5 protein-coding genes are annotated in these 13,922 nt (G+C 36.9%); all 5 read right to left on the bottom strand.

Going from position 1 to position 13,922, the window contains the following annotated elements; all coding sequences use genetic code 11:
• Positions 1 to 10: 10 nt before the first annotated feature.
• From Q0975_RS05220 to Q0975_RS05200, 5 genes are read right to left on the bottom strand one after another with little or no spacing between them, the layout of a single operon-like run.
• Positions 11 to 2,206 (bottom strand): YncE family protein, encoded by a 2,196-nt coding sequence (locus tag Q0975_RS05220; protein WP_299434055.1) that lies wholly within the window; start codon positions 2,204 to 2,206, stop codon positions 11 to 13.
• A complete protein-coding gene (locus Q0975_RS05215; RefSeq protein WP_299434053.1) occupies positions 2,207 to 6,244 on the bottom strand; it encodes a hypothetical protein in 4,038 nt (1,345 codons plus the stop codon).
• 2 nt (positions 6,245 to 6,246) lie between these two features.
• The gene (locus Q0975_RS05210; RefSeq protein WP_299434051.1) at positions 6,247 to 7,152 is read right to left on the bottom strand and encodes a hypothetical protein; all 906 of its coding nucleotides are present in this window, start codon (positions 7,150 to 7,152) and stop codon (positions 6,247 to 6,249) included.
• Positions 7,153 to 7,154: 2 nt separating this feature from the next.
• Positions 7,155 to 8,741: a hypothetical protein gene (locus tag Q0975_RS05205; RefSeq protein WP_299434049.1), complete on the bottom strand. Its 1,587-nt coding sequence runs from the start codon at positions 8,739 to 8,741 to the stop codon at positions 7,155 to 7,157.
• Complete coding sequence (locus Q0975_RS05200) at positions 8,731 to 13,665, bottom strand: DUF6603 domain-containing protein (protein ID WP_299434047.1); 4,935 nt, start codon at positions 13,663 to 13,665, stop codon at positions 8,731 to 8,733. The genes Q0975_RS05205 and Q0975_RS05200 overlap by 11 nt, the downstream gene beginning before the upstream one ends.
• Positions 13,666 to 13,922 lie beyond the last annotated feature (257 nt).

Here is a 13,922-nt window from a genome sequence, read left to right as displayed (position 1 = left end):
TTTAAACACCTTATTCTTCAATTACTTCAATAAAACCTGGAATAAATACAGATAACGTCCAATTTCTAAACCCACATATATTTACAGTTCCATTGTTAGAAATTATGATATTTTCTGGGTGTGATGTCAAAATCGGAGACCCTTTTGTGGGTTTTAGAGTTTTTGCGTTTAAAATTGTTACAGTATTTTCATCAAATTTCCCAAAAAAAATAAAGCTTCCATCAACAGACAAAGCGATAGGTATACCTGTTTGAACTCTTGCCACTTTGATAGGTGATTCAGGTATTTCTGTGAATGTTTTTGCATTTATTATGGTAATAGTATTGCCCTCCCAATCAGTAATATACAATCGACTTCCATCAGGAGAAACAGCCATAGATTGTGGGCGTATTCCTGCTTTTATTGGAGATTCTGGAATTTGCAATAAGGTTTCTGCATCGTAAATTAGTAAATTACCAGCTAAAGTATCTGTCATAAAGATATGTTTGCTATCATGAGATACGGCAAGAGAAGGCATCACTTTAATAGGAATTGAAATAGAGTTTATTTTTTGGAATGTTTCGTAATCTAATATCGTAATTTGATTAAGTCCTTTAACGTTCGTTTCTGTAATGTAAATACGTTTAAAATCTGGAGATATGGCAATAGAGCTTCTAACTCCATCACCAAGACTTACAGGGGAGCCTTCAATTTCCTGTAACGTATTAGAATCTAATACAATAAGTCCAATGTCTTTTTTCTTTGTTATTATAAAAATACGATTGTCTTTTTTAGAAACTATGACTTGACATGGATTATTTTCTATAGCAACTGCTGAGTTAGGAAATTCGACGAGTGTTGTAGAATCTAGAACAATGAGACCTTTATCCGTCGCTAAATAGATTGTTTTAGAGTCAGGAGAAACGGCAACAGAATTAACTCCTTTAAGTTCTATAGGAGAATGCGGATTTTCATGTATGCTATCGTATGTATTTTCAAATGTTTTCATCACAGCATCGTCAGAATCATTCTTTGCGATGAGTGTATAACGACTCTGAAGCGGATAAGCTGGATAGAGTTCAATTTCTCCACTGGAATTCAAAATATTGGGAACGGGTTGAAGACTAACTTGTGTGGTATTTTGAGTTTCCCATGTAGCTATCAATTTATTGTTTTTCCAAGCGAGAGAGAATTCGACGATATATGGTTTTAAATCGGCTTTTTGACTTACAGGAGTTGAAGGTATACCTGTAGCATCAAAAGCCTCTAAAGTAAAAGTAGTAGACATTGTTAAAGGTCCAACCGTAACTTTACCCGTTGTAGGTAAAGTTTCAGGAATCGTTACTTTAGGAGTAGAACTCAGTTTTACAGAGTCTGTAAACACATTGGTTTCCCAATACAAATCTACTTTCTGACCATATGTTGCTTCATTTATTGGATTGAATTGTACAATTTTAGCTCTATTTACAGTTATAGTTGTTTGATCACTCAGTATAATTCCTACTCCATAAGCCAAAAGTGTATAGGAGATAGATTCTTTAGGTTGTATCTTCAAGTTTCCATTAATGCCTAGTGGATGATTTCGATTGTCATATCCAGGTGAAATCAAACAATAGTCAATCTCATTGGTATTCCATAGTAAAGAAGTAGTCGCTCCTGGTAAAATATTTGAATCTTGAGAATCAAACTTTGTGATTGCTGCTTTGGCTATTTCTTTTGTAACGGTTGTAGTTAAATCGGTAATTGTACCGCTTACATCTTTTACTTTTATGGAGATTGAAGAGATTCCGACTGTGTTGTTTAGTTTGATGTTGTCTAAGTAGAAAACAACACTTTCTCCTGAAGAAAAGAGAACTGAATCTCCCGTTTTAGGAGTTGCTAAAAACTGTCCAGGAACAGCCCCAAAATTCACATCCCAAAGATTTCCTTCTATACTCGAAATAATTGCAGAAAGAGCTGCTATTGTCGTTAAATTAGTAGTCTCTAAACCTGTATTTACGGGAAGTTGAATGGCAATAGCTTTTACTTCTATGGGAGTATCCGTACTTGTATTTTGAATAGCTACACTCAAATCTAAAATACTACTTTGTCCAAGACTTGTAGTAATAGATGCTGTTGAAGGCATCGCCATTGGTGTAAGGTTTTTTCCTTCAATAAAATTAGTTTGACTTTTTAGTTCTAATGGAACCAAAGGAATCATACGAGGACGATTGAGTGTTTTTATCATTTAGTTGGCGATTAATTTAATGCTTAGAGTTAATTCTTTTTGTGAAGCTCCTAGTACTTTAAGGGTTAGGGTAACTGTTTCTCTTACAAGATATTCGTAAGAAAATTCATTTGTAGGCAATCCTTTTACAGACAATCCATTGCCGTCTTCAAGCTGCGCGTTTTCTGCCGCTTGAGATGTCCAACTTAATGTGATTTTTGTACCTGCTGTTACTTTATAAGTAGGTGCTTTTGTATTGGGTTCAGGTGTCAATCCATTTGGTGTAAAGAAAAAGAGCGCCAGTTTGCTACCCAATGCACCGGAAAGACGCAAACGTCCTTCTCGGAAAGTGTAAGGCAAGTCTGGTAATTCTGCTTGCGTGGTAGCATCAACAATTGTTGCTATTTCTGACCATTCTACTTTTCCAGCAGTTTCTACACTTTGCTGAGGTTGGTACCAAGTCCAATCATCACCAATTCCCGAAGGAAGATTTAATTGCAATATTTCTGATTGCACCAAAACGGGTCCTGTATTGATATCTATTTGCATTTTGTTCAAGGCACTTTTGGTATACGTATCTGGCAAAGGAATTTCCAACATTGGTAAAATTCCAGAACTTGTTAAAATACTTCCTCTTGGATCTAATAAAATAGAAACAAAAACAGGTTCTTGTGCTGCCTGAACATGTAAGAAATTATTGACAACATACCTTGGTTTGGCTGGAGTTTCCACCTGACCGAAGTGTACGGTATTGAAAGCAGTATAATCATCACCTACAAAATACCCCATAACACCATCACTTACCATATCAATATTTCCAACCTGTAGTGGGAACTTTACATCTAACAATTGACCAGGATCTTTTTTCAAACTATTTTCCCAGTTCATTTTATAAGAAGTTTCTCCTTGGAGTTCTAAATTATAACTCGCTCTAACCATGGCTATAGGTTCACCAACAATAATACTCAGATTTTCATTTTCTCTATTTCCTAAAGGATTTACAGCCCATTGTGTTTCATCAATTGTTGCTAAAAAGTTTGTAAATGCTTGTCCGTTATCTTCCAGACCCAACATACTTGTTACAAAATCTTGTAAGTGCCTATTTTCAATGTCGGTTGGTATCACTCCAGTTTCTATGGCAGGTTGCCAAGTTGCATGTTGTTGTTCTGTATCTCCAACCAATAAAATTTGACCAAGTACATCTCCTTCAGTATTGTAAACGAGTAAAGCTTGGTTGAGGTGATTCGGAAGAAACCATCCGCAAACAGGTGTTGTACCTCCAACAGCATTGCTTTTCAATTGGTCGTTCATTGCCGATATAAAATCAAGATTCAATCGAGAAGGTTGAAGAATTCTAGGTGGAACTTGGATAAACTGTGGTAGCTGAAGATTCAATTTATAATCTCCAGGTTCAAAGCCCATTCCAGGAATTACAGAAAGAGAATCCATAGAAGAAACAAGAAGATCATAAATCTGTCCGTATTCATCTACAACCCATAAGTCCGTAATTTTTAGAAATCCAGCTCTTAATGGAAAGAAACTTTCATCTGTACTTTGATTGAGCAAAAGACCATGGTTCATATCTCCAACGGCAATTTGTGTTTCTGCATCTGTAGGTTTGTATCCATATTGTCCTAAATCCCATTGCAATAGCAACTCTTTAAAGTTGGTCATTACTTGAGAAAGCACATCCCATTTACCAATCGCATCCAATGTATCTTGTAATGGAATGTATTCATCAGGAATTTTACCATCGTATTGACGAATAAATGCATCCAATTGTGTTTGCAATGTATAAGCCTCTTTTGGAGTCAATACAGAACTTCCTTTGAAAGTGACTGCTGGATTGTCATTTGGAGGATAATTATCTCCTTCATTCCAATTGTAATCGTAACCGTCAAATTTCCATTGGGTAAATTCACCCTCTTTTGTTTCCGCAGCAGGGTAGTAGGCTACTTTCCAACGCATTTGAATTGGATTCCATGGAGGTGACCAAAGCGCGACCCCTATTTTTGAAGGGAAGCGTATCAAATCATTTCCACTATTGAAACCTGCTATTTTTTCTAGTGTTCGTTGGTCTAAAGAAGAATCCAAATTCGAATTCCAAATTAGGGTTTGTTGTTGCTGAATTTGTAAAATGTCTTCTGGAGAAGGCGTACCACCATCCAAGGCAATTGTACCAATATTTTTCGCATAATTGATATCTAGCATCATAGCTTCAATCAACATAGCAGGAATTTCCTTTGGATAGTTCTTGTCTTCTGGAAAAGGAGCTGCCAATTGACTTCCTTCTACCGTACTTGTTTTACCAGCTATTTCAACGTCTATATTGCTTATAAACTGTCCTGTAAATCGCGTAAATAAAGAATCATTTTCATGTGAGTAGATCAAATCTTCACCGTGTTTGTAACTTCGTTTTACTCCCGATAAAAGTAAGGTTGGGTCATTGGGTTCATAAAAAGAAGCCGCTGGCTTGCTTGTCAATTCAAGATTTCCATTCGTTGAAAGCAGTGCTGTAATGTTTGCTTTTGCCGCATCAATTTCAGCTTGGATATTTGTAATGCTGTCTGTAAGTTTTTGAAGTTCCGTTTTTTGTGACGCAACCAAATCTTCCAGTTCTTTTTTGGTAGGGTATCCTGTTGGAGCTTCAAATGGAAATGCCGTATCGTAATATTTCGATTTCCACCAAGTCATGTACAACTGACTTTGTTTGGATTCTTTTAATTTACAACTGCTATCTAAAGTTTCTTGTAATTTATTAATGTTAGCCAATGCATCAGAAGTTTCTTTGGTCAATTCTGGTACAGCTTGGTCTGTTTCAGAAGGCGTCAATCCACCTTCACTTTTGGGTTTTTCTACCAACCAAATTAAACCGCTGTGAACGGTTCCAAACCAATCATCATGTATGGCACGATCCAATTCTGGAACATCAAAAGTAGCTCCAACTTCTGGAAGTAGGTGGTAATTGAATGCTTGCAGCATAGCACCTACATCTTCATCTTCTTTGGGGTTTTCTGAAGGATTGTTTGTGTTGTAATTTAAAGTCCACTGCATAAATGCAGAAATGGCATCTATACCAGTGTTTGCAGCAGAAGCATACGGTACAGAAGCGGGATCGGAGGGATTGTATGTTGGAACACCACTTTCTGGTTGTTCATTAATTCCTGGCCAAAGTACGTCAAAAATCAAACCGTGCGTCAAACTTTGCGCAGGTAGCTCATTCCATGTTTTTGAAAAATCAACATTTTCTACGTTTGCTTTTATCCAAGTTTCAGCAGCTTGTTTTGCGATATTTAAATCTACATCATCACCAACCGACCAAAGATGTCTTTGCATTACTGCCAACCATTCATTTTGATCCACCCAACCATTTTGATTTTCTGTTTTTTCATAATACAGAGGATCTTCTTTCGCGTTCGAATACCAACCCGTTGTGAGGTAGCTATACTTTGCAGATTTTGCAGAATCGATTGGATCGTGGAAACTAAAAACAAATTTTATATTGGGATTGTAAGCGGCAAAGCTAATATCTGAAACCCCAGTAGCCTTTAAAAACAAAGTACTTTCTTCACCTGTTTCTGTCCAATCTTTTAAGTCGTACCATTTTCCTAAATACTTGTGCACCATCGTGTCACCTTCTTGTTTTAAGAAACTATTCCAACCGTCTACATTTCCATCTACTACAGAACCATCACCCAAATAATCACTTTCCACAACCCATGCTTGGCGTGCTTCTGGATCATCTGCCGAAAAACGAATAATCATCCAACGGTTTGGAACCAAAGGATATTGAATTTCTCCATCTTCATTTTCAACACCTGCTGTCAACCCATCTGGCAATCCCCATTGCAAATGCACACCCGGTTCTAGTCTAGGTTTGTTTTTTACAGTATTGAATGGATCCGGATTCATTCGACCGTAATTTTTATATTCATTAAATTTTGTCGGATCTTCAGAAAAAGCAATTGCATTTCCTTTATTTGTGCGAACGAGGGCATCTACCATCATTGGAATGAGTAGGCGAGGACCCGTCCATAAAATATCGTTGGTATTTTTCATAATTATGATTTCTGGTTTTGTTGACTAAAAGCAACTTCTGGGTCGAAGGTTACCTTTTTCGGTGTTTTTACCATTTGTAGCGCAAAGTCGGCAGGATTGATAGTTCCTTCTAACGCTCCTAGTTTTTGCATTTGTGTTTGAATGACATTGGTAATGCTAGCGACATTCAGTACATTTTTATCTCCTGCTCTAAAGAACTCATTTGGAGTGTCTTTAAAAGAGTAGGAAGCAGGTTGTTTGTCAACTTCTATTTGTTCACCTGCTGGATGATCACCCGTTCCAAGTCCTCTAAAATAAACCGTTAAGTTGTCTTGAACTCCAAATTCCAGTCCTTGACCTGGCTCTCGAATTTCCAATTTTGTTGGTACGGCAGGGAAAATACACAGTAAAATTCCAGGACCTACTTTTTCAAATCGAATAGGATCTGTTTGTGCCAACTTTGGATCGTCATATTCTGCGACAATCATCAATGCAGGCCAATTGGTTACAATTTCAGAACGAAGCAATAAACCTGCTTGCAATTTCGGATTGTAAACTTCCAAAGGATTTAGCACACTGTCCAATCCATTTCTTAATGTTTGTGCTCCATTTGTTCCCAACGTTTTTGTAGCATCATTCATCATATCTGTAAACAAAACTTCTAAAGAAGTTGCATTTCCGATGCTCAATGCACCGTCGATAAGTGAATTTGTCCAACTTGGATCTATGTAAAAAAAGCGAAGCGATTCCACAGGTAAAAGACGCACATCAGCAATGATATTGTTGAAGGGAATATTATGTAGTAATTGAAGAGAAGAAACCCAATCTAAAACAGCTTTTTCTGGACTTGCAATTTCTGTAAGTAATTCTTGTACAGACGGATTGTCTAGGATGTTTTCTACATCTTGTTGTGTTAAACTATTAGCCATATCTACTCTTTTTTATTTTTATTAATGTTTGACTTGCGCAGCATTCCATGAATAAACTCATGTGGATCTTGTCCATTTGCCATAGCATTGTTAAGAACATCTGGATGTATCAATCCAGGCATTGATTGTAAGTTCTTATGAAGTCCTGTTGGATCGCTAATGGCAATTACAGGTTGTGCGGATTTTGACGTATTTCCAGTGACGTGTTTTCCAAATTGTCCTGCCAAATAGTTCATGAATTTTTGATCTCCAGATTTGGATTCAGTAATCATTTTATTCAAAGTTGCCGTAGTCATTTGTTGACCTTTTGGCATTTCTTTGATGAGTGTATCTACCAACTTTAACAAGGTAATTCCTTCTTTTTTCCAATCGAAAATGGCTTTGGAAACGGTTGCATTTTTTAGTGTCGTCATACGTCCAGTTTCCCAAGCAGCAGCATAACTTTGATCGAAAATTCCAGTTTCTGAATCGTAAATTAACGCCTCATCAGAACTTAAAAGTGCTTGTTCTGCATTCGGATCTGTATTCGTAATATGCTCTGGAATTACAGGAACAAAAGGGCCTCTGTACCATGAAAATGTTGATTCTCCCAATCGAGTAACACTGTTCAACGCTACATATCCTTTTTGGTATCTGTTTTTTACTTTTTGCTGTGCCACAGTAATTGGCTCTTTCCAAGAAGTAGGTTGTTGAAAATCTAGTTGAAGCTTATCTTGATCCAATGCTTCCACTAAAGAAGTGAAATTTCCACCAGCGGATATTGTTTCGAAATTCCAACTTTGTAGACTTACCAAACGAACGGTTTTATCATTTGGAATCACAGCACTTCCACCAGGCAATCGATCTCCAAATCCTTCCAAAGAAACAAGATGTGTGCTATATTTTACATTTTCTTTTGGCAATCGATTTCCAACGAGTATTGGAAAAAAACCAGTACCCGTCATTCCATCCACTACTTTTTGTCCGACATTGATTTCACGTAAATGTGCTAAAAAAGGCAACTCTGCCAACGTAGGAGCTATCGCATTGAAATTTGCAGCCGAAACATCTATTGTATAGGCAGACAAACTTCCTTCATCAGCTTTGCTTTGTTCTATAGGATCAAGCGTTACATTTGAGCCTACAATGTTTGCATCAGTTGGATTGATGGCTTCTTTGATTGGAAGCAATGTTGTTTTGGTTGGACTTGCAGTTCCTTCTTTTGGTTCCGTATAGATCAATTCATTTTCTTCAAATAAGAGTAATGCCATCCAGCTTGGTGGGTTTTCAAGAGCAGTACCTCCTTTTAAAGTTCGAACCCATGGCAATTGTTCCGATTCAAAAGTGATAAACGGAAGATTTTGACTGTATTCTTCTTTGGCTCCTGGTGCAGGAAATTGACTATGAATTGTTGTTGCTGGTATTGAAAAACGTGCAGCTTGTACAATAAAAGATTGTTTTTCCTCGTAGTTTTGCTTGACTTCTGCATGACTTTCAGATTGAATGTCTTGTTTTACGTCTATTTCATAAGTTCCTCCTGTAAGTACAGGAACTGAGTTGTTAAGGAACCGTATTTGACCTGGATCTATGTTATTTGATTCATTCCCCATCTATAGTATCGTTTTTTAATGTGTATGTAAGCGTCAATTTTGATTTTGCTTCTTCACTATTCAAAGCTGTAATAGCTTCTGGATGAAGAAGTCTTTGCATATCTGTTTTTGAAAATTCTTGTTGTGCTGTTACAGAACCCGCAACACCTCGCAATTCCCAACCTGTTTGTATTTGTGTACTGAGTTGGATACGATTTGATGCTTCAATATCGTTTGGAATGGTACAGCTAAGCATATATTCATCTCCAAACATGCCTGTCATTTTTAAAGTCAATTCCCTTGAAACTGGTTTTCCTGCAAGATTTCTGTAATTAAGTCTTACAATTGCAGCGTTTTTATTTTCTTCATAGCCTGAACGTAGACTCACCAATACAAAGGCTTGTTTGATAGGTTCTATAAAGCTTGTATCTACCCATGCAGATACAGTATTTCCGTCTTTGTCTTTTGAGATGTTATTCTTCAAAAAGGCAAGCCCTCTTGTGGTACCAATCGGGTTAGATCTGTATGATTTTCCAATGCGGTTTGGAGATTTTCCACGGACAACAACACCATTTCCAATTAAGGTTTGCGGATTCGCTTGTGTTAGATGTGAATCTGTATGCCATCCAAAGAAACCATCATATGAAAAAGTAGCATCATGTGTACGAAGTATCACTTGACGAGCTTCTGAAGGAATGTCTACATTTCCTTGTTTCCCTGAAGGAATGTATTTTTCAAAGATGACACGTCTGTGTTCATCCATTGCCAACAAACGAATGGCTGTTTTTCCATCATACTTTAGAGAACTTCCTTTTTTCGTTGTAGGTTCTATATTCCATATTTGCGTGGTACCAGCTCCAATTTCAATGGTGTTTTGATGTTCATTGTTTGAAGAACTGATTTTACTAACAGTACTTTTTAAGAAATTATGCTCAATTGCTTTTCCTTTTGGACTACTGAAATGTGTTTTTCCAATAGCATATTGATGTGTACCGTTCAATTGGTAATGTCGAATACTTGCAGTAAGTGTATGTACTTTTACTTCTTTTACTGTATTTTGAACAACGGTTTCTTTTGCTATTTTAAGAGGTTTGTACTTCTTTCGAAGACGCATCACTTTAGTTCTAACAGTATTTGTTTTTAATTTTTGAGTGTTAGTGAATAGTGTTTCCGTAGCAGAAACTTTCTGATTCAACATTGGAGAGCCTTGAAATAAATTGTTGGCATTTTTCGCAAGTTCATCAAGATTTCCATCTTGGTTTGCAATGGTTCCGACACCTTGCAAGGCTGTAAAAATATCAGTTCTTTCGGTTTCCTTGGCCATCAATGTATTTGTTATGATCAATACAGAACCTTTGTTGTCAAGTGTACTATCTGTAATTGTACCAGGAACAATTGGCAAATTGTAGTTCTTAATATTGGTATAATCCAACAATGTTTTTTCAAAAGCAGGTGGGCCTATATATGCATTTTCTGAAGATACCGTTGTGGCACTTGAAATACCCATCGTGATATTTTCTACAGATTTTGCAGAAGGTGTTTCAACTCCGTCATTTACTGTTCCCCATAAAGCATAAGGAACACTTTGCGGACTCGTTTTAAAAACCCAATTGCCCAAACTTTCAGTTGAATCGTCTTTAGAGATTGTCAATTTTAAATCGGAATCTGAACCTTCCAATACCATGGATCCTAATGGACGAATTCCAAAGGAATTGCATTTTATAGTCCTGTCTGGGTTTCCAGAAAAACTAATTTGTGAAGCAGGAACATTGGATTGTATGTTGAAATCGAAAGTTTGAGGATTCACAATCCAATATTTTGTTTCATTTGATGTAAAATAGCCATCGAGTCCACTGTTTGTGTTTATTTTTAAAACATTTTGTTGCTCCGTAGTAGGTTCAGCAGCTAGATAAACTTTCTGTTTTTTCATTGCCGTACTCGACGATGCAGTTGGAAGTGGGAGGAAGTATTCTTTAAATTCATCCCAATGAATTGTAGTAACCGTTTGCTTTTGACCAGCAGCTCCTAAATTCACCGTAAACGAAATGACCCACCAAGAAATCTTTGCTGTTCCGCTAAATTCTGGTCCCCAAATATTGACTTGAGCACCTAATGATATAGAATATTTTAAGGTGGTAAATCCTACATCTAATTTGTAAGAAGCACCTACGGTAATCCCAATTTCGATATCATAATGGAACGGATTCCATGAAATTAGAAAATCTGACCAAGCGGTAAACCAAGCTCTCAGGTTTCCACTTTTATAGTTCATTGCCATTTTTCCACCTGCCATCACACAAGAAGGCGTTAACGCAAAATAAGCTTCCCCTGTAATGTTTACATTAGAATTTACCTGCCAATTGATACCAATTCGAGGAACCTGAGGGTACCAAGATGGAACTACAAAACGTGGATGATATCCACCAATACTTAAAACGAAATCACCCGATCTAGCAGTGGTAATACCTTTGCTATCTTTCTGATCTTTGAACCAGGTATAGAAAGCAAATCCACCCGTTAACTTACAGTTTTTGTCGATAACAAAAGAATTGTTTGCTAAAAGACCTTCAGCTTTCAAAACGCCATCTTCAGGAGAAAAAACTACCAATAGTTGAAATTCTGCATTTACATAAGGAGGTGTTTTGACATTGGCTCCTGGTTTTGGTAAAACTAGGTGAGACGTACCAATAATGGAAACTTCTATTTTTTCTTTGAAAGCAACGGCTAACAAAGCAAAAGAGTCTACCAATTCGAAAGAGCTAAACTTTACTCCAGCGGCAAGCCAGTAATTTCCTAATTTGGGAGGAATGAACTCAGACATTTGACCTAAGGCCTCTGCAGGGTCGTCGCTACCAAAATAGGAGGGATCTACGGCGCCTTTTACCAAAGGATAATTTTTTACTTGTGAAAGTTCTGGTAAAACTAAATCTCGGTTGTATCCAAATCCTGCAGAAACTCCTGTTACTACGAAGAAAGCTGGACCACCCAATACAGCGTTTAAAGTTCCAAAAACGAACATGGAGGGTGCACCATCTATAACGGCAAAAGAACCAATTGCACCAATACCCCAAGTTGCAGCCTGAATTGCTATAGAACCGTTGTATTGAATTGGAGTTGATTTGTCATCTTTGTACAAACCTCCACTCATTTCAATGCCACTGTTCTTGAAACTGACTCCGATTCCTTCCAATCCCATTTTGTATTTGGAATAGTTTCCAGGATCTGTTACAGGAACTCCTATCGAAAGTTTGCTTAAGTTCAAATCAAGTCCACTCAATTTTAATCCACCTGTCAATTGAAACAACATTAATAAACTCGGATTGTTCCATCCAACTCCAATGGTACTCAATTCTACAGGTCCAAATGATTTTTGGACTGGAAGTTCTACGATGTCTGTTTTTTTTCCTTTTTTGTCAAAAAGTTGCAAATAGAATTTTTTGACATAAGCGGTTATAAAAGAAAACTCTGGATTTACAGAGGGTTTTTCTTTATCGCCAGATTCTAGTAGGGTAGATGCGACTGGATTGTCTGATTTCCCACCAGATTGAGGACCTAATGGAAGTGAAATATTATTGATAGCGGTGGCTACTCCCCAAGTATTCTTTCCTAAGGAAGAAAAATACCCTCTATTTTGTGTGCTTTTAAAAGAATAATCTTTGATGCTGAAAAGAGGTTGTCCGTTTTTCATGTCAATATCAAGTCCCATACTCGCAGCTTCAAATTGAGGATCCCATTTGATATCTTTTACATCACCTTCTAAAATCCAAAAATTCAATCCCAATTCTGCGGGATCTTCTCCGCCAGCTTCTGAGATCCATTTTGTTTTGTCTTTTGTTAAGGCACCTAATTGTAATAAAACTCTAGGTCCGTCTTTGTCATCTTTTTTACTAACATCAATATTGGTTACTTGAAGGCCTAAACCGTAGCGTTTGTTTTTTATCAACAGGGTGAATTTCCAAGAAACTCCTTTGTCACTATTGTGTTCGAAAAGTGTTATGGATTCTGTTGGTACTTTGGGAGCTTCAAAAATTAGATTGAAAGATTTTAAGAAAAGTTGTTCTATATATTCTAAAAGATTTCCGAAGTCTATAGCAATGCTTGGTATCTTATAAGGAGGTGCCAAATTTTCAAGAAACCCTAAGGCATTTAGAAGAGCAGCCCAACTTACATTTAAATCAACAATAATGTTTAACTCAAGCCATTTTATGACAGCTTCAAGTGCTAGAAAAGGATTGATTATTTTAGGTAAATCTGGAAGTTCTTTAGGTATCCATTTGTAGGTGCCATCCGATTGTTTTTCATTTGCATTGAACGTAATTACAGGTTCCTTTTCTTTAAAGTCGAAAGAAGCAACGATTAAGAAACCATTGATGCCAGCCAAATCATGGCCTTCAGGAAGTTGGATTTTGACACCTATTTCTACAGGGCCATTTTCATCTATTTCAAACAAAGGCCTTCCATCTGGTGCATCTTCATTTGGCATTTGAAAAATGGGCGCAAATAGAAAAGGATCGATACTGATGTCAATGTCTAATTTTTTATCGATATCTGCTGCCGTGTATTTTTTAAAGATACCTGCTCCTAGGAGTGCGGTATCTTTGCCTTTTATTTCTTTGGCGACAAAATAATAAGGAGAATTTTCTAATTCTTGGGTTTCTTCATTGGTCACTTTAAAAGAATACCAAGATTCATCAAGAACACCACTAGCAGTTCCTAAAGGATTCTCAGGTTTGTTAGATTCTCCAAGGGTTCCAAGTGCAAATTCGAGAATTGGTTTTAGATGGTGCCATGTAAAACCTTCTTCCAAACCATTGGTAACTGGATCCGCAAACCATTCTTCATTAAACTCGAGGGCGTCTGAATTTCCTTTGAGTAGACCAATAAGGAGTCCAAGATCTGTTAGAATTTTTCCAAGATCGTCTTTCGTAATTTTTGTATTGGACATTGTTGGTTGTTTTAAAGTGTTGTTTGTGAAATATTTATGCTCCTTTTTTGAGGGCTAAAGAAATGATAGGTTTTCTGGGTAACTTGTTTTGTTCGAAAGGAATAGGGAAAGCAACCAGTTTCTTGGTCAATAATAACTTCAAATGTAACAATGGTGACTTCAATTACGAATACGGAAAATTCATAGGCTTTGATGAACATAATTTCTTTTTATAAAAGTAGGTTTTTTTTATGAGCAAAGCTGTTTTTGTTTAGCTA

Origin of the sequence: uncultured Aquimarina sp. (genome assembly GCF_947500065.1) — a bacterium.
Classification (GTDB): Bacteria; Bacteroidota; Bacteroidia; order Flavobacteriales; family Flavobacteriaceae; genus Aquimarina.
The sequence above is the reverse complement of the archived record's forward strand: the minus strand, read 5'-3'. Positions and strand labels throughout refer to the sequence as shown.